This window comes from Listeria cossartiae subsp. cayugensis, from assembly GCF_014229095.1.
Taxonomy (GTDB): Bacteria; Bacillota; Bacilli; order Lactobacillales; family Listeriaceae; genus Listeria; species Listeria cayugensis.
On sequence record NZ_JAARZC010000006.1, the window covers coordinates 59129 to 76257 of the forward strand.

At 38.6% G+C, this 17129-nt stretch carries 16 protein-coding genes, 1 tRNA gene and 1 pseudogene; 11 read left to right on the forward strand and 7 right to left on the reverse strand.

The genetic code is table 11. The features are described 5' to 3' along the window. Positions 1 to 3 precede the first annotated feature (3 nt). The 7 genes from HCB49_RS13750 to HCB49_RS13780 all read left to right on the forward strand — a co-directional run bounded on the left by HCB49_RS13750 (position 4) and on the right by HCB49_RS13780 (position 8241). Positions 4 to 969, forward strand: a complete 966-nt coding sequence (locus HCB49_RS13750; RefSeq protein WP_185605265.1) for a LacI family DNA-binding transcriptional regulator — start codon at positions 4 to 6, stop codon at positions 967 to 969. A 59-nt stretch (positions 970 to 1028) separates the two neighbouring features. Beyond that, complete coding sequence (locus HCB49_RS13755) at positions 1029 to 2012, forward strand: Gfo/Idh/MocA family protein (protein ID WP_185605266.1); 984 nt, start codon at positions 1029 to 1031, stop codon at positions 2010 to 2012. Between the two features lie 137 nt (positions 2013 to 2149). Beyond that, a complete protein-coding gene (locus HCB49_RS13760) occupies positions 2150 to 3478 on the forward strand; it encodes a DEAD/DEAH box helicase (protein ID WP_185605267.1) in 1329 nt (442 codons plus the stop codon). Between the two features lie 135 nt (positions 3479 to 3613). Further along, positions 3614 to 6292, forward strand: coding sequence for a sigma-54-dependent transcriptional regulator (locus HCB49_RS13765; RefSeq protein WP_185605268.1), 2679 nt, complete (start codon positions 3614 to 3616; stop codon positions 6290 to 6292). 158 nt (positions 6293 to 6450) lie between these two features. Beyond that, positions 6451 to 6759, forward strand: a complete 309-nt coding sequence (locus tag HCB49_RS13770; RefSeq protein WP_185605269.1) for a PTS sugar transporter subunit IIB — start codon at positions 6451 to 6453, stop codon at positions 6757 to 6759. Positions 6760 to 6828: 69 nt separating this feature from the next. Further along, a complete protein-coding gene (locus HCB49_RS13775) occupies positions 6829 to 7131 on the forward strand; it encodes a PTS sugar transporter subunit IIA (RefSeq protein WP_185397282.1) in 303 nt (100 codons plus the stop codon). A gap of 21 nt (positions 7132 to 7152) precedes the next feature. Further along, complete coding sequence (locus HCB49_RS13780) at positions 7153 to 8241, forward strand: DUF871 domain-containing protein (protein WP_185399695.1); 1089 nt, start codon at positions 7153 to 7155, stop codon at positions 8239 to 8241. 77 nt (positions 8242 to 8318) lie between these two features. Here HCB49_RS13780 and HCB49_RS13785 read toward each other — a convergent pair whose 3' ends face one another. Beyond that, positions 8319 to 8903: a TetR/AcrR family transcriptional regulator gene (locus HCB49_RS13785; protein WP_185605270.1), complete on the reverse strand. Its 585-nt coding sequence runs from the start codon at positions 8901 to 8903 to the stop codon at positions 8319 to 8321. Positions 8904 to 9090: 187 nt separating this feature from the next. On the opposite strand from HCB49_RS13785, the gene HCB49_RS13790 reads away from it, so the two are divergent. Both HCB49_RS13790 and HCB49_RS14405 read left to right on the forward strand, forming a co-directional pair. Then, positions 9091 to 9759 (forward strand): class I SAM-dependent methyltransferase, encoded by a 669-nt coding sequence (locus HCB49_RS13790; RefSeq protein WP_185605271.1) that lies wholly within the window; start codon positions 9091 to 9093, stop codon positions 9757 to 9759. A 46-nt stretch (positions 9760 to 9805) separates the two neighbouring features. Beyond that, a pseudogene (locus tag HCB49_RS14405) lies at positions 9806 to 10312 on the forward strand (hypothetical protein); the annotation flags it as partial. A gap of 64 nt (positions 10313 to 10376) precedes the next feature. On the opposite strand, the gene HCB49_RS13800 reads toward HCB49_RS14405, so the two are convergent. The 5 genes from HCB49_RS13800 to HCB49_RS13820 all read right to left on the reverse strand — a co-directional run bounded on the left by HCB49_RS13800 (position 10377) and on the right by HCB49_RS13820 (position 14944). Next, positions 10377 to 10448, reverse strand: a tRNA-Arg gene (locus tag HCB49_RS13800). 108 nt (positions 10449 to 10556) lie between these two features. Then, complete coding sequence (gene mreBH / locus HCB49_RS13805; RefSeq protein WP_008948064.1) at positions 10557 to 11549, reverse strand: rod-share determining protein MreBH; 993 nt, start codon at positions 11547 to 11549, stop codon at positions 10557 to 10559. A gap of 218 nt (positions 11550 to 11767) precedes the next feature. Continuing rightward, positions 11768 to 13027, reverse strand: a complete 1260-nt coding sequence (locus HCB49_RS13810) for an MDR family MFS transporter (RefSeq protein WP_185605272.1) — start codon at positions 13025 to 13027, stop codon at positions 11768 to 11770. Between the two features lie 101 nt (positions 13028 to 13128). Beyond that, entirely contained in the window at positions 13129 to 14361 is a 1233-nt protein-coding gene (locus HCB49_RS13815) for an aminopeptidase (RefSeq protein ID WP_008948061.1), read from the reverse strand. A gap of 136 nt (positions 14362 to 14497) precedes the next feature. Next, the gene (locus tag HCB49_RS13820) at positions 14498 to 14944 is read right to left on the reverse strand and encodes a flavodoxin (protein ID WP_008948060.1); all 447 of its coding nucleotides are present in this window, start codon (positions 14942 to 14944) and stop codon (positions 14498 to 14500) included. Positions 14945 to 15132: 188 nt separating this feature from the next. Here HCB49_RS13820 and map point away from each other — a divergent pair, with 188 nt between their 5' ends. Both map and HCB49_RS13830 read left to right on the forward strand, forming a co-directional pair. Beyond that, entirely contained in the window at positions 15133 to 15891 is a 759-nt protein-coding gene (map, locus tag HCB49_RS13825; protein ID WP_185392635.1) for a type I methionyl aminopeptidase, read from the forward strand. A gap of 130 nt (positions 15892 to 16021) precedes the next feature. Next, positions 16022 to 16828: an AAC(3) family N-acetyltransferase gene (locus HCB49_RS13830; RefSeq protein ID WP_185605273.1), complete on the forward strand. Its 807-nt coding sequence runs from the start codon at positions 16022 to 16024 to the stop codon at positions 16826 to 16828. A 19-nt stretch (positions 16829 to 16847) separates the two neighbouring features. On the opposite strand, the gene HCB49_RS13835 is transcribed toward HCB49_RS13830, so the two are convergent. Then, complete coding sequence (locus HCB49_RS13835; RefSeq protein WP_185392631.1) at positions 16848 to 17069, reverse strand: DUF1128 domain-containing protein; 222 nt, start codon at positions 17067 to 17069, stop codon at positions 16848 to 16850. Positions 17070 to 17129 lie beyond the last annotated feature (60 nt).

Genomic DNA, 17129 nt, shown 5'->3' on the forward strand with positions numbered 1-17129 from the left:
CACGTGGTAGGAATTAAAGATATCGCGAAAAAGGCAGGGGTTTCCATTTCAACAGTATCCTACGCGCTTAATGGCAGCCCAAAAGTGACCGAAAAAACGCGAAAACGAATTATGACCATCGCAAATGAATTGAATTATATTCCCAATATGGCAGCACGAACGTTAAAAACGAGAGAAACAAAAATTATCGGCGTCTATTTAACGAACTACGGCGGGATTTTTTACGGGACTTTACTGGAAGGTTTAACGCAAACGCTCTATAAACACGGATATGAACTCATTGCTTGCAGTGGCACGAAAACACACCGATTTTTACCCGAAAAAATGATTGATGGCGCTATTATTTTAGATGCGAATTTCCCGTCGAGCGAGATTATTAATTATGCTGATCGTGGTCATAAACTAGTCGTACTTGACCGCGAACTTACGCATGAAAATGTGAGCCAAGTCTTACTAGATAATAAAGGTGGGGCAACACTCGCGATTGATTATTTATCTACTAACTTTAAAGGTGATTTTTATGTGATAACTGGTCCAGATGATTCGTACGATGCAAGAGTTAGACTCGAAACGGCTAAACAAGAACTCGCTCGCTCTGGCGACAAAAAAGTGCATATTATCGAAGGCGATTTTTCCGAACAAAGCGGTGAAAAAGCAGCAGCCATTATCGCTAAAAACTGGAAAGCGCCCGTGTCCGTATTCGCTTTAAATGATAATATGGCTATCGGTATGTATCGCTATTTTGCTGGTACAGATTTAGAAATTGGCAAAGACGTCCGGATTATCGGCTTTGATAATACCGATATTAGTGAGTATTTAGTGCCACGCCTTGCTACTATCGAATATTCGAAGTACAAATGGGGCGCAGTGGCTGCTGACAAACTTGTCGAGCTGCTCGAAGGTGAAAAAGCCGAAAATGAAATAATCTATACAACTCGAATCAGTGGTCCATCGGTTTCAAACAATTAGTACGCTTTTTTCCTTATTTTAAGGTATACTTAAAATAAAATAAAAGGAGTTGTCGGCTAATGAAACTTGGAATTATGGGAACGAACTGGATTACAGACGCATTTATCGAAGGCGCAATTAATTCGGGTGAATGGAATCTTACGGCGGTATACTCGCGCACAGAAGAAAAAGCACGCGCATTTGGAGAAAAATACGGAGAGTTGACTTACTTCACTGATATTGAGAAAATGGGTCAATCAGACGCTTGCGATGCTGTTTATATTGCTTCGCCTAATGCACTTCATTATCAACACGCGGTCAGCTTACTGAAAAATAAAAAACATGTGATTGTCGAAAAACCAATTTTTTCCACAGTAGCAGAATTAGAGCATGCGCACCAAATTGCTCGCGAAAACAATGTCTTTTTATTTGAAGCAGCTCGCCACATCCAAGAACCAAACTTCAAACGGCTACAAGAAAGCATCGAAAAAGTTGGAACCATCCACGGTGCAACACTTGCTTACATGAAATATTCCTCTAGATATGATCAAGTTTTAAACGGCGAAGAACCAAATATCTTCTCCTTAAAATTCTCTGGCGGTTCCATTGTTGATTTAGGCGTTTATCCACTTTACTCAGCAATCACATTATTCGGTGAACCCGTAAAAGCGACTTATTTCGCGACTAAATTACCAACAGGCGTAGACGGACTTGGCCCGATTATTCTTGAATATCCAACATTCAACGTTACAATCATTCAAGGGAAAAATTCCCAATCCTTCTTACCAAGTGAAATTTATGGTCAAAAAGGAACGCTAATCGTGGACCCACTTACTGGGATTGAACATATTACTTTTTACGATAATGCAACAAAAGAAGAAGCTGAACTTGCTGGTCCAACTGTTGCTAATGATATGCAATTTGAAGCAGCTGAGTTTGCAAGAATTATCGAACAAAGCGACCGAGATACATATGAATACTTAGCTGACTTAAGCTTAAAAGTATTACGTGTCTCCAACGAACTACGTCACCAAAACGATATTTGGTTTGACGCGGAAAAATAATTTTTCGAAAAGCTAGGAAGAGGCTCGCGAGCTAATTCCTAGTTTTTTTATTTATAGCAACAAAAATCCTAAATAAAAGTGCAGACTTGCAGTAAGCATGGTATGATACAGAGAAGAACTAATAAAGGAGTCGGGTCATGACAGAATCAAATATCCCAAGCTTTTGGGCAGAAAAATGGAAAGAACATGGTTATGAAACGCCAACAGAGATTCAAAGCGCGATGTATCAACCAATCAAAGACGGGGCAGATGTACTCGCAGTATCACCAACAGGAACGGGGAAAACAGTAGCCTATGCGCTGCCAACCCTTGAAAAAATAGAAGCAATTCCAAAAACACAATGGCTCGTTTTAGCGCCATCTCATGAATTAGTTATGCAAATCACGGAAGTAATCCGTTCATGGTTACCAAGCGATGAATTGACGGTTATATCTTTAATCGGGGGAGCCAATGTCAAACGGCAAATCGAAAAGTTAAAGAAAAAACCGCAAATAATTGTAGCCTCTCCAGGCCGCGCGCTTGAGCTAATCAAACAAAAGAAAATTAAAATGCACGAAATCAAAACGATTACTTTGGACGAATGTGACCAACTACTTCGCCAAGAGAATTTTAAAAGCACACTTGAAATTGTCGAAAGTGCCGTTCGCGATCGCCAATTAACCCTTGTATCCGCAACAAAACTTGAAAATCCAGAAGCGTTTTTCGCGCAAACGGAAAATACACCAGTGATGCTAGAAGTGACAGCAAAACCAGAAGAGTTAACGAATGTAGAACATTTATACATGGACGTTGAGTCACGCGATAAAGCGACTTTATTACGTCGGATTTCTCACATTAAAGATATGCGCGGCCTTGTTTTTGTGAAAGACAAACCACGAATGGAAATTTTGCTTGAAAAACTGCATTACGATAAAGTAAAAGCAGCCGGAATTCACGGTGAAATTCGCAAAGAAAAACGCAAAAAATATCTCGACGACTTTAAAAAAGGTACTTTAACTTATTTAATCGTGACAGATGTTGCGGCTCGTGGCCTTGATATTGAGGATTTACCATACGTGATTCACTACGATTTAGCAGCCAGCGAAAAAGAATATACCCACCGTTCAGGTCGTACGGGACGAATGGGCAGATCAGGCACTGTTATTACTTTTGCCAACCCACGTGAAATAAGAACATTAAAACAATACTTAACCATCCACAATATAAAAGGGAAACAAGTGCGCTTCTACCAAGGAAAACTGCTTGACGGCGCTGTCCCTGAAAATAAAATTGCCAAAAAAGCAACTAGACCACCAAAACAAGTGCAAAAAGGCAAAAAAGACGATACGAAAAAACCATTCCGCAAAGATAAACCAAGTGGAACTGCTGGGGGACGTAAAGAAAAGCCTACTAATTCAGCGAAACCGGCACGTAATAACAAGCCAAATAAATTCAACAAAAAACAAAACAATTTTAAAAAATCATAAGCTGCGTGGAATGTTTTTCTCTCTTGATAGAAAGGAAAGCATTCGCGCTTTTTTGTTAGTTAATTTTTATCGTTGCGAGGATGCCATTTAAAAAGGTATAATGGAAACATAGAGTTTCAAAAAGGAGTAGAGTAGATGTCTAGTAGAAAAGAAGAAGTCCTCCAACTTCTAAACGCAAAAGAAGAAAAAGTATCTGCAGCAGATGTCGCAGAATTGCTTCAAATGGACCGAGCGAACGCTAGTCGTTATCTAAATGATCTTTTTAAAGAACAAAAAATAGACAAACTTCCTGGGAAACCGGTATTTTATCAAGCTATCAAAACGACCGAACGGGCAACCGAACCAGCAGGGAACTTGCAAGAATCTGCTTTTGGACGATTAATTGGCTCGGAAGATAGTTTAAAAGTAAGTATCCAACAAGCAAAAGCCGCGATTTTATATCCACCAAATGGGCTTCATAGCTTGATTTTAGGTCGTACTGGGACAGGGAAATCACTTTTTGCCGAATGTATGTATCAATTTGCTAAGGAATCAGAAACCATTCCAGCTGATGCACCTTTTGTTTCGTTTAACTGTGCTGATTACGCACAAAATCCACAGCTTTTATTTGGCCATATTTTTGGGGTGATTAAAGGAGCATACACGGGAGCGGAAGAAACGCGCGAAGGCTTGCTGAAAAAAGCAGATGGCGGGATATTATTCCTTGATGAAATTCACCGCTTACCTCCAGAAGGACAAGAAATGCTCTTTACATTTATTGATAAAGGGGAATTCCGTCCACTCGGAGAAAGTGCGAATGTGCATCATGCGCAAGTCCAAATTATCGGTGCCACAACAGAATCACCAGATAATTTTCTGTTAGAAACGTTCACAAGACGTATCCCGATGACGATTACATTGCCATCCCTAGCAGAACGAAACTTGGAAGAACGTTATCAATTAGTAGAATTTTTCTTAAACCAAGAAGCGACCAGACTACATCAATCGATTCGCGTACATAGAAAAGCACTGATTGCCTTTTTACTTTATCATGCAAGCGCTAACGTTGGTCAACTGCAAAGAGACCTAAAACTGGCCTGTGCCAAAGCCTTTTTGCATTATAAAACCAAAACAGCCAATTATATTTTAATCGAGCAAGATGATTTACCAATTCACGTCCAAAAAGGTTTACTGCACTTAAAAGACGAACCAGAAAAACTAAATCGTTTAATTGATGTAGATAAATCCATTTTTAAATTCGTTGATACAAGTGACGCTTTGGTGGATATGGAAGATGTTCATGATGTCTACCATGCCATCCAAGAAAAAGCGGATCAGTTGATGAAAGAAGGGAAGGATCAAAGCGAGCTAGAAAAGGCGCTTTATGTCGATGTAGATCAATATTTCCACGACTACATGGTCCAATTGCCAACCCACCAAACAGCCAAAGAAATCATCGCACCAGCTGTTTGGGAATTAACCGAAAAAGTATATGCCATGGCGGAAGAAAAATTAAATCGCAAATACAATGAAAAAATGAAATTTGCCTTTTCGCTACATTTACAAAGCACAATTGAACGAGTACGCGAACAAAAACACATTATTCACCCTGATTTAAATAATATCCGCAAAAAATACCCAAAAGAATTCCAAGTGGCGATTGATTTATCTGCGCTAATTGAACAAGAGTTAAGTATCGAAATTCCTTTTGATGAAATTGGCTTTTTGACGATGTTTTTGACGGAAGAAGTAGTGGATACCTCGCTTGCACAAGAAAATCAAGTTGAAGTAATCGTCATGATGCACGGGCGCTCAACGGCAACAAGTATGGTAGAAACAGTGCAAGAACTACTAAGCATCGAAAGCGGAATTGCTCTTGATATGCCACTTACCGTCGAAGTAAAAGCAATGTACGAAAAACTAAAACAAACCGTAATCAAATTAAATCCAGTCAAAGGCGTACTCATCCTTTCCGACATGGGATCACTCACTTCTTTTGGGAATATGTTGACGGAAGAACTGGGGATCCGCACAAAAACGGTGACGATGGTAAGTACTCCAGTTGTATTAGAAGCGATGCGTAAAGCCTCATTAGGACGAGGCTTAGAAGATATTTATCAAAGTTGTGAGCAATTATTTGAAAATAAATATAAAGCACACGTCTTACGAGCAAAACCAGTAAAAAATGCGGTTATTTTCACTTGTTTCACGGGAGAAGGGGTAGCCGAGCAACTACGTAAAGTCGTTGCACCAATTATTGATGAAACGAAAATCGAAATTATCGTGCTACAATTCTTGCATAAAGAAGCTTTCCGCGAACGAATTGATCAATTGATGGAAGAATATAATATTCTAGCAATCATGGGTTCCGTAGCCTTTGAATACCGTGATATTCCATTCTTTAGCGCGCTGGAAGTTTTATCAGATGGCGGTTTAGAAGTTATTTCCAGAATTTTAAATGATGAAGTGCCATATGAAAAATTAATCGCCTCATTAGAAGGCAATTTACAAGCTGTAAGTTCCGCTGAGCAACTCGTTTACTTTTTACGAAAAGTGATTTCTGAATTGCAATTGCAGCTCAACGTAATACTGGAATCGGGTGTAGATATCGGCATGATTCTTCACTTGGCCTTCCTTATCGAGCGCGTAAAACTTGGTGCTGTAGATAGAGAATTCCCAGATTTAAATGAGTTTGCTAAAAACCACATGGTAGAAATGCAAATCACGCAACAAATGATGGAAAATGTGGAAATTGAGTACGACATCGTAATACCCCAATCAGAAATCGCATATTTAACACAGATGATGCTCTCAAACCAGGTGGAAGAAAGCTAAGAAAACGGAATCTACCAAGTGTGTATTATCTTACACACTTGGTTTTTTTATTGTGTAAGTAAGAAAGTTCGCATATAAGCGATGAATAACTAGGAAAGTTGGCACATATCTTGCATATTATATATGCGTGCAGCTTTTCAAACTAGGAGGTTAAATTAATGAATAACATCATGTTAGTTTGTTCGGCCGGTATGTCCACAAGTCTACTCGTTAAAAAAATGACAGAAGCTATCGAAAAAAATCAAGTAGAAGCCACTGTAATCGCAGTTGCAGAAGCAGATTTTGATAAATACAAAGGTAATGTAGACGTTGTATTACTCGCACCGCAAGTTCGTTTTTTAGAGAAGAATTTGAAACGAGTACTGGACCCATTAGGTATTCCAGTTGCAATCATTAACGGGATTGACTACGGAACAATGGACGGCGAAAAAGTGCTAAATGATGCACTAACAATGATTGAGAAATAATCTCGAGTTCGAGACTGCTTGAAGAGGAAATAAACACAAGTTCGATAAATGAAAAAGGATGTGTAAACAATGGAATTAGAACAAACAATTATGCAATTAATCGTACACGGAGGAAACGCTAAAAGTGACGCAATGCTAGCAATCGAAGCGGCAAAAAAAGGGGATTTTGACGCGGCAGATGAGCAAATCAAAAATGCAGAAGCAGCATTACTTGAAGCGCATCATTCACAAACTTCTTTAATTCAAGGGGAAGCACGCGGCGAAAAAGCAGAAGTATCTTTACTACTAGTTCACGCGCAAGATCACTTAATGAATGCTATTACTTTTAAAGATTTAGCCAAAGAAATTATTGATTTATACCGCTCTAAATAAGCTTTTGAAGGGATGATTTAAATGAGAAAATTAGGAATATCCGTATTTCCGCAACATGTAGCACTTGAAGAATCGTTAGAATACATTGAAACAGCTGCAAAATATGGTTTTAGCCGTATTTTCACTTGTTTGATTTCTGCTAATGACGAAGCGGAATTTGCTAAATTAGAAACAATTTGCAAACGCGCAAAAGAATTAGGATTTGACGTTATTGCTGATGTTGACCCGACTGTATTTGAATCGTTAAATATCACTTATAAAGAATTAGATCGCTTTAAAGAGCTTGGCCTAGCTGGTTTACGCCTGGATTTAGGTTTCTCTGGTTCCGAAGAGGCAGCGATGTCATTTGACGATACGGATCTGAAAATCGAGCTAAACATTAGTAATGGCACTCGTTACGTTGAAAATATCTTATCTTACCAAGCAAACGTAGGAAATATCATTGGTTGTCATAACTTCTACCCAAGAAAATACACTGGTCTTTCCAGAGAACATTTCTTACGTACAAGTAAACAATTCAAAGACTTAAACCTACGCACTGCAGCATTCGTTTCTTCTAACAGCGGAGAATTTGGTCCATGGTTTGTTGTAGACGGCGGCCTTCCAACAATGGAAGAACATCGCGGCGAAGACATTACCGTTCAAGCAAAAGATCTATGGAACACAGGGCTTATCGATGATGTTATCGTAGGAAACATGTTTGCTTCAGAAGATGAATTACGCGCTTTAAGCGAATTAAACCGTAATGAACTACAATTAGCCGTTGAATTTTTAGATGGTGCAACAGACGTAGAAAAAGAAATCGTTTTAACACAAAAACATTTCAACCGTGGTGATGCTTCCGAGTATGTGCTACGTTCGACTATGACACGTGTTAATTTCAAACAACACGATTTCCCTGCGCATGACACAAACACCATTGCAAAAGGCGATGTAACAATCGACAACAATGGCTATGAACGCTACAAAGGCGAAATGCAAGTAGCCCTTCAAGAAATGGAAAACTCCGGCAATACCAATATCGTTGCTCGAATTGTTCCAGAAGAGCGCTATTTATTAGATACTATCCTACCGTGGCAACATTTTAGATTGGTTGAGAAGAAGAAATAAAAAATTAATAAAAACCTGTAATCCCAAATAAAGTGGATTGCAGGTTTTTTTATTATCTGTAAAATAAGAGATTAATGTTATTTCCGACCTTGACCAATCAACCCATACAAAAACAACTGAATAATTTCCGCTTGTTTTTCCTCAAGCTCCTCCTCAGGAACTGTGAGCCCCAAACTATTAATCGCATCAATAAAAAGTTGAATTACTTCATCCGAAATAGCATTATCTATGACTTGTGCTTCTTTTCCAGCAGCAACATATTTCATATAAATGTCTTTTTTTAGCGAATTAATATTATTTACTAAAAGCATTAAGAATTGCTGGTCTTTACTAGCTTCTTTGGATATAAATTTACTTAAAGACATATTTATTTCTGCGTTACAAAGCTGAATAGCCCGCTTTAATTTTTGTGTAAATGTTCCCTCAGATGCCAAAATTTCTTCTGCTAAAGCAATCGTATCTTGCATAATAATTTTAGCGCATTCACCAACGAGTGCTTCTTTGCTTCCAAAATAATTATAAATGGAAACTTGTGAAACAGCAGCGAGAGAAGCGATATCCTTAATACTTACATCAGAAAAGCCTTGTTTTCCAAATAAAGTAAGAGCTGCTTGAATAATCGCCAGCTTCTTTTTTTGCGTTCTTTTTTCATAATTATTCATATCCTAAACACTTCCCAAAGGCTAATTTTTATCTTTAGCATAATATAACATAAAAACTTTTATTTTGAAATATAAACCAATTAATTTCAAAAGTTCTTGACTTAGACAACAAACGTATCATACAATAGTTTTGAAATATAGTTATTATTATTTCAAAACTAAAGGTGCCCACGAAAGGACTTTGATTATGATGAAAAGGACAAAAAGAAAGAAAATAGCTTTAATCATTTTGGGAGGTATACTAGGGATGAGTTTTATTTTATATAAACCATTAATTAACTATTTAAGCGAACAAGCGGCTAATCCACGCGGCATCTTAGGCGAAATTACTACGAAAATATGGTCATCCTATTTTGCGGATTTAAGTAAGTGGACAATTAGTAATACAGAAATGAACGAGGTTACGAATGTATTAGATGTGGGTTACGGCGGCGGTTCCAATATTAAAAATCTTGGTGAATTAAAGCAAAATATAACTATTTACGGAGTGGATATTTCAGAAGAGTCCTACAAAACAGCCACGAATTTGAACAAAAAAGCAATAGATAAAGGGAAAGTAAAACTATCTATACAAGATGTTGCTGCGATGAGTTACCCAGCAGATTTTTTTGAGGTCGTCTATGCTATACAAACCCATATGTACTGGGATAATCCTCGAAAAGGGTTTGAAGAAATCTATCGTGTAATGTCAAAAGATGCGGTTTTGATACTATCATCTGAAAAAGATAAAATTGATTATCATATGGACAAATATAAGACAACCGCCTCGCTAACAGTACTTTTAAAAGAAATTGGCTTTAGTGACGTAGTGGAGAAAGAGAAGGGGAATTGGATTTTGTATACGATAAGGAAGTAATAGAGGGGTTAGAAATCTCTCTAATGGTAGGTTACACTTAGATAAGGAAGCAACCGTCCATTACGGAAAAATAGGTAAAGTTGGTCAAACCGAAAAAGACGCTAATTACTTGGAAAACTATCAAGATGAAGCGGCTTTCAAAGAAGCATTTCTAAATCGCTTTGTACCTCAGGGCTACAGTGAGTTTCCAGAAGAAGAAAAATGTTGGATAGTCGTGCAATATCCACTGAAAAGTTTAAATGGAACGAAACGTGATATTTGGCTGAAAGATAGAGTCACAGACATCCTAAACAGTGATTTGGGTTGGAAAGGTTTAGGTCTTGTTGATGGTTTTGACATGGGACAAACCGCGAATCCAACGAAGCAATTTGCTTTAAATATATTTTGCGTGGTCGTCGATGAAGAAAGTGGTATCAAAGCGATTAAGTCTGCATTGAGAAATAAAAGCTGTGACTTTACTCGGGTGAAAATTGCTTCAAGATCATTTTCAGCGAATGAAGACTTCTCGTTAAAATTTTCAGCAAAGAAAAAAGATGAAACGTTTTATGTCTGAACAATAAAGTTTGAAAAAAAGCCGAAAACCTTGATTTACTCAAGTGTTTTCGGCTTTTTTATGACGCCCATACGCGGAATCGAACCACGAACTAGCCCTTAGGAGGGGCTTGTTATATCCGTTTAACTATATGGGCTAGGAAAGACAGACAACAGAAATAAGTTTACCAGAAATAAAGAATTTCAGCAAGATAAAGAAGCATTTGGATTAGCGATAAACACAGTAATCCAAATGCTTCTGATGGTTAGCTTTTAGTTAATTTATCTGCAAAAACGAGGGATCTACCTGTGCCGATTGCAACAGATTCCAAAGGACTTGGAGCCATATGTACAGGGACATCGATTTCTTGTACAAGCCAGTCACGGAAACCTTGCAGAAGGGAACCGCCACCACTTAAAATAATGCCTCGGTCAACAATATCGCCACTTAATTCTGGCGGACATAACTCAAGTGTATTTCGAATCGCTTCCAGAATGCGTAGTAGCGTTTCTGATAAGGCACTTTGGATTTCCGTAGAACTTATTTGAATCGTTTTTGGCAATCCAGTGAGTAAATCGCGACCCCGAATATCGGTTGTTTGCGGTACATGTTCAATCGGCGCATAGCCAAGTTCCATTTTAATCCGTTCAGCGGTTGATTGGCCGATTAGAAGATTGTAGTTTTTACGGATGTATTGAATAATTTCTTCGTCCATGTGATCGCCACCAGTTCGAATCGATGTGCTTGAAACGACACCACCGTATGAAATAATCGCAATCTCACTCGTACCACCGCCGATATCGACAATAACATTTGCGACAGGTTCAGCAACGGGTAAATCAGCACCAATTGCAGCAGCGACAGGTTCTTCAATTAAAACGACCGAACGAGCGCCAGTTGATTTTACTGCATCTGAAATGGCACGACGTTCGACTGATGTAGCTCCGGTTGGCGTACAAACAACCACATTGGGCTTTTTCACACCACTAATCGAAATTCGGCGCATAATCTCACGCAGAAGGCCGCTCGTTAAATCAAAGTCAGCAATAACGCCATCTTTCATCGGTCTTACAGCAGAAATCGAGGCTGGCGTTTTGCCAATCATCTCTTTTGCTTCCTGACCAATCGCGAGAACCGTACCATCATGCGTATTTAACGCGACCACAGATGGTTCATTCAAAATAATGCCTTTTTCTTTACTGTAAACTAAAATATTTGCAGTACCTAAATCAATTCCAATAGTTGTTGTTCCAAACATTCTCACACCTAACTTTCTATTAAAAATAGCGAGTAAATTCTAGGTGTATAACTAACAGTATAGACTTTTTTCACCTTATAAGCATTCTTTAAACATGGATGACATGAAAAGGTAATTTAAAATGGCGATATGACAGGTGTTTTCGGCATTTCGTAAAAATTTCGTAAAAAAAGTAATCAAATAAAAACGACTATCCGTCAATAGATAGCCGTTTTTCGTTATGAAATTTGCCGTTGTTTTTCAAATTCGGAGTACATATAGTAGTAAATTAACCCGCTAATGAGTGCTAAAATACCGATAATCACAAATGTTCCCGTATAGCCAATTAAAGTCGAAAGCGTAATCGCAAGCGGCGCAATCACTTTACCAAGCGTGTAACGAAGCCCGGCAGCAGAGAAATACATTGCGCGCTTATCTTCTGGAGCTAACTGAGAAACAAACGTTTGTTGCAAACCGACCGTCATTAGTTCTGCAAAGCTAAAGAGGATAATCGCGCAAATCGCCCCCCACGGTCCTGTTGCAATCCCAAATAAAAATATCGCAATCGCGTAAAGAAAGGAAGAGTTCATAAAGACAAATTTTTCTCTAAAATGGCTCATCCAACGAGTAACAACAACCGTAAGCGCGGCAACAAAGAATCCATTGATGGAAACAATCACACCGAACAATTGCTCACCAGTAAAATGGAATGAGAACAAGTTAGATGCACCGATAACTTCTTTAATATAGAGTGGGAACAGCAAATCCAGTTGCATAAATGACTGAGAAACAATAATTCCAGCAATGATATATAAGAAGAAAATCTTATCTTTAAAAATAATTTTATAGTTTTTCAACTGCTCCATTAAAACGGCGCCAATGCTTTTCCGAACAACCTCTTTTTGTAAATCAGGATTAACTAAAAGCGGGGCCGTTTCGTGACCAAATTTTTGTAGTAAGAAGAGTAGTAGTAAATCCGCGCAAACAATGGCAAGTAAGGTTTCCGTCGTGAAATTATAAAATAATACCGAACCTAGAATCGGACCAATAACGACCGCGATATTAATCATCATATAGAAAACCGAATAAATATGTGTCCGATGTTCAGGTGGCACCACGTCTGCGATCATCGCTTGGCTTGCTGGCTGATAAAATGCCATAAAAACACTCGCAATCGCAAAACCAGCAAAACTTAAATAAGGCGAATCTACCACATGAAGCGCGCCTATTGCAAAAACAAGAAAACCAAAACCTTCACCAATAACCGAAATACTCATCATCCGTTTTCTACCAAAGTTATCCGCAAAGTAACCGCCAAGTAAAGCTGTGAAAACCGCCAACACTTGCGAAATAATCAGCAAGAGACTCGTCAGCTCACGGCCAATACTTTCCGAAAAGTAAATCGTTAGAAAGGGGAAGACCATCCAAAAAGAAATATCGAGTAGCGCTTCCCCAAAAAGCCTTACTTTTAAATTGATGTCCCATGTTCTAAATTTCATCCAATGCACCTCGCTCTCTTTTATAAAAAATAACAAACGAAAACCCTTGAAAGCCAAAAGCTACAAGGGTTTTACGCAAAAGGCATAAGTTTTAAAAAGGATTAGAATGCCCAGTCGCCTTTACGGAAAACAGGAACAACTTCACCAGATTCGGTTACACCATCAATGTCCATTTCAGAAGAACCAATCATGAAATCAACGTGCGTCAAACTATTGTTAACACCAGCTGCTTCTAATTCTTCGCGAGACATTTCTTCGCCACCTTTAACGTTAAATGCATACGCACTACCGATTGCTAAGTGATTAGAGGCATTTTCGTCAAATAGGGTGTTGTAGAATAAAATGCCGGATTGGGAAATAGGGGAAGGATCTGGAACTAGCGCCACTTCACCTAAATAGTGAGAGCCTTCATCTGTCGCGATTAAATCTTTTAAAATTTCTTCGCCGGACGCTGCTTCTACACCTACAATACGACCTTTTTCGAAAGTGATTTTGAAGTCATCGATAATATTTCCTGCATAACTAAGTGGTTTTGTGCTAGAGACATAGCCTTCCACTTTTAGTTTATCCGCACAACAGAAAACTTCTTCTGTTGGCATATTGGCCATAAATTCATGCCCTTTTTTATTCTTACTACCAGCGCCAACCCAAAGGTGGTTTTTCGGAAGACCAATTGTAAGGTCTGTTCCAGGAGCTGTATAATGTAAAGAAGTAAATTGTTTTTCATTTAAACTATCTGCTTTTGCAGCTAGTGTTTGATCGTGATTTTTCCAAGTTTCTACCGGGTTTTCGGTATTGATACGAGTTGTTTCAAAAATAGCTTCCCAAAGTGTTTCCATTTGTTCTTCTGGAGTCAAATCAGGGAATACTTTTGCTGCCCAGCCTTGTGAAGCTGCTGCAACAACTGTCCAACTTACCACGTTTGCTTGCATTAACTCGCGAAACTCGCTCATTGCGCCGCCCATCGTCTTTTGGAAAGTTGCTATTTTGTTGCTATCAACGCCGTTTAGCAAATCCGGATCTTCGGAAGTGATGGAAATAAAACAAGCTCCTTCTTTAGCAAGCTCTGTTTTTTCTGCAACACGGTGAACCGGAGCGCTTTCAAAAACGCGTAGTGGGGCATTTTTATAACGTAATGCGCCTAGTTCTTCATCGCGCCAATCCATAATAACATCCTCAGCGCCAACTTCAAAAGCGTATTTGGAAATTAGACGAACAAGCGGAGCCGCGTCAACTGGAGCCATAATTACTACTTTCTGTTCAGGTTGGACGTTTACTCCAACTTTAATAATCAATTCTGCATATTTTTCTAACTTTTCACTAAATACTGTCATAATTAATCACTCCAATCTTTTTATTCAATACGAGAATTGTATCTCAATTAATAAGGTAAAGCAACCACGAAGCGCCATTTTTCGCTATTTTCGTAAAATAAAAAAGCAAGCACCCAACTGGACGCTTGCTTTATAATTAACCTTTTAATACATCAACAAATGTTTTAGCATAACTTTCTGCGCGAACAACATCTTCTTCGTCAGGATCAAGATCAACTTTTAGCCCGGCAACTGGAACCGTCGCACCTTGTTCTTTTAGACGAGTTTCGATTAAATCAACGGTTAAACAATACTCATCGTAAAAAGTATCGCCAGAACCGAAAGAAGCGCACACTTTGCCGCTAAAATCAACGTCCGCCATATCTTCATAAAAATCAACGAATTCATCAGGAAGCTGCCCATCATCGTAAGTATAGCCGCCGATTAACGCGCCATCATATTCTAGTAAGTCTGCAGGATCCACTGAAATACATTCTTCAATTTCTACTTCGATATCATATTTTTCTAATTCTTCACCTAAAATATCGGCAATTTCTTGTGTATTACCAGTCATGCTGGCATAAACGATCATCACTTTTGTCATTTTGCATCACCATTTTCTGAATTTTTTATTGTTTAAAATGGCACAAACGAGCCTACCATTTTTTTAACTGATACATTCTATTATAAATGTCTTCAGAAAAACTGCAACCTTTTTTCCAGATTACTTTATTTCTAAGGGTTTTCGAGCTATAATAGGAAATAGTGGAAATTTTAGGAGGGAATGAAAAGATGATTACACTCAAATCAAGACGCGAAATCGATGAAATGAAAGCAGCAGGGAAAATCCTTGCCGATACGCATAAAGAACTAAAAAAGATCATTAAACCTGGTATTACTAGCTGGGATTTAGAAGTTTTTACAGAAGAATTTTTACGTAAAAATGGCGCAACTCCAGAGCAAAAAGGCTTTGAAGGTTACGAATATGCTATTTGTGCAAGTATCAATGACGAAATTTGTCATGGATTCCCGCGCAAACAAAAGCTAAATCAAGGCGATATTATTACCGTAGATATGGTCGTGAATTATCACGGTGCACTTGCTGACTCTGCTTGGACTTATGCAGTAGGTGAAATTCCAGACGATGTGAAGCATTTAATGGATGTAACCCATAAAGCACTTTACTTAGGCATTGAGCAAGCACAAGTTGGCGCTCGAGTTGGCGATATCGGTCATGCCATCCAAACATACGTAGAATCCGAAAATCTAGCAGTTGTGCGCGAGTTTATCGGGCACGGCGTTGGACCAACTTTACATGAAAAACCAGATATTCCGCATTTTGGTCAAGCTGGAAAAGGACCACGCTTGAAAGAAGGCATGGTTATTACAGTGGAACCGATGGTAAACATGGGCGCTTGGAAAGCAAAAATGGACGATAATGGCTGGACTGCAAGAACTGTTGACGGTTCTTTATCCGCTCAATATGAGCATACTTTTGCAATTACAAAAGACGGCCCAGAAATCTTAACGTATCAAGGCGAAAACGACTAATTTAAACTATTTAGCCAGATGCATTTAGAACAGAATGCAAGTAAAAACACATGTAAACACTACATCTGCTTTTACATTGACGTTTTTTTCTAGGCATCTGGTTTTATTTTTAGGGGTGGTGAGAGACGAAATGGGAGAAAAAATGGCCATCTGGCGAACGAAAAAACCAGCAACAAAACATAAAATCGTGTCTGACCTAAGAAAAGCGGGTATTGAAAAAGGGGATACGATTATTTTTCATGCTTCAATGTCAAAAGCAGACTGGATTTGCGGCGGCCCAGTGACGGTTATTTTAGCCTTACAAGAACTTGTTGGTGAAACGGGCAATATTGTTATGCCAGCTCAAACCGGACAATTAACGGATCCATCTAAATGGGAAAATCCGCCAGTTCCAGAAAGTTGGTGGAAAATCATTCGCGCAGAAACACCACCATTTGACCCACTCGTAACACCGACTCGCGGAATGGGCGTTATTGCGGAAACTTTTCGAGTAATACCCGATGTCGCGCGTAGTTTTCATCCGTATCATTCGTTTTGTGCCTGGGGAAAGGACAAAGAACATATCCTTGCTAACCAGCCGCTTGCGAAAAGTATGAATGATGAGTCACCGCTTGGAAAACTCTACCAACTTGGCGCGAAAATCATTTTGTTTGGCGTCGATAATAATAACAATACATCGCTACATCTGGCAGAAGAACGATCTAACACTTTTCCGCTTATCGAAAATCAAGCTGCTTTTCTAAAAAACGGCGAAATCATTTGGGAAAAGTATCAAGAAATCGACTATAATAGTGAGGCGTTTATCGCTTTAGGTCGAGCTTACGAGAAAGAGCGTGATTTTCATCCAACATCCATTATCGGAGCACCGACGAAAATTTATGATATGCGGGATTTAGTGGATTTTGGTACTAATTATTTCCAAACAAAAAACCACTAAACAGTGGCTGGAATTTGTTTTATTTTCTAATCCGGCGCAACTCTTCTGCAAATAATTGCATTTCGCGCGGGCTAAAATTGGATTTGCGTTTTATTAGCTGATAAATATCGATAAGTGCGTTATAATCAACAGAGTCAAGCTCAAGATTTTCAAAAACACCAACATTTACCATTTTTAGTTTTGTAGTAATTTCAGTTAACATAAAAGTTAAATTTTCCTGCGAAGGGGTTTCAAGATTCATCTTTTTGCTCCTTTCAAGCTAATAGACAAAATTTTACCATAATAGCACAAAAACTTCCAG

Excerpts from the sequence above, each read along its gene's own strand:
- mreBH (WP_008948064.1), bottom strand. The coding sequence starts at position 11,549 with ATGTTTGGAACAACAACTATTGGAATTGATTTAGGTACTGCAAATATT.
- HCB49_RS13785 (WP_185605270.1), bottom strand. The coding sequence starts at position 8,903 with ATGAATAATTATGAAAAAAGAACGCAAAAAAAGAAGCTGGCGATTATT.
- HCB49_RS13820 (WP_008948060.1), bottom strand. The coding sequence starts at position 14,944 with ATGACAAAAGTGATGATCGTTTATGCCAGCATGACTGGTAATACACAA.
- HCB49_RS13830 (WP_185605273.1), top strand. The coding sequence starts at position 16,022 with ATGGGAGAAAAAATGGCCATCTGGCGAACGAAAAAACCAGCAACAAAA.
- HCB49_RS13775 (WP_185397282.1), top strand. The coding sequence starts at position 6,829 with ATGGAATTAGAACAAACAATTATGCAATTAATCGTACACGGAGGAAAC.
- HCB49_RS13790 (WP_185605271.1), top strand. The coding sequence starts at position 9,091 with ATGATGAAAAGGACAAAAAGAAAGAAAATAGCTTTAATCATTTTGGGA.
- HCB49_RS13760 (WP_185605267.1), top strand. The coding sequence starts at position 2,150 with ATGACAGAATCAAATATCCCAAGCTTTTGGGCAGAAAAATGGAAAGAA.
- HCB49_RS13765 (WP_185605268.1), top strand. The coding sequence starts at position 3,614 with ATGTCTAGTAGAAAAGAAGAAGTCCTCCAACTTCTAAACGCAAAAGAA.
- HCB49_RS13755 (WP_185605266.1), top strand. The coding sequence starts at position 1,029 with ATGAAACTTGGAATTATGGGAACGAACTGGATTACAGACGCATTTATC.
- HCB49_RS13810 (WP_185605272.1), bottom strand. The coding sequence starts at position 13,027 with ATGAAATTTAGAACATGGGACATCAATTTAAAAGTAAGGCTTTTTGGG.
- HCB49_RS13770 (WP_185605269.1), top strand. The coding sequence starts at position 6,451 with ATGAATAACATCATGTTAGTTTGTTCGGCCGGTATGTCCACAAGTCTA.
- HCB49_RS13780 (WP_185399695.1), top strand. The coding sequence starts at position 7,153 with ATGAGAAAATTAGGAATATCCGTATTTCCGCAACATGTAGCACTTGAA.
- map (WP_185392635.1), top strand. The coding sequence starts at position 15,133 with ATGATTACACTCAAATCAAGACGCGAAATCGATGAAATGAAAGCAGCA.
- HCB49_RS13835 (WP_185392631.1), bottom strand. The coding sequence starts at position 17,069 with ATGAATCTTGAAACCCCTTCGCAGGAAAATTTAACTTTTATGTTAACT.
- HCB49_RS13815 (WP_008948061.1), bottom strand. The coding sequence starts at position 14,361 with ATGACAGTATTTAGTGAAAAGTTAGAAAAATATGCAGAATTGATTATT.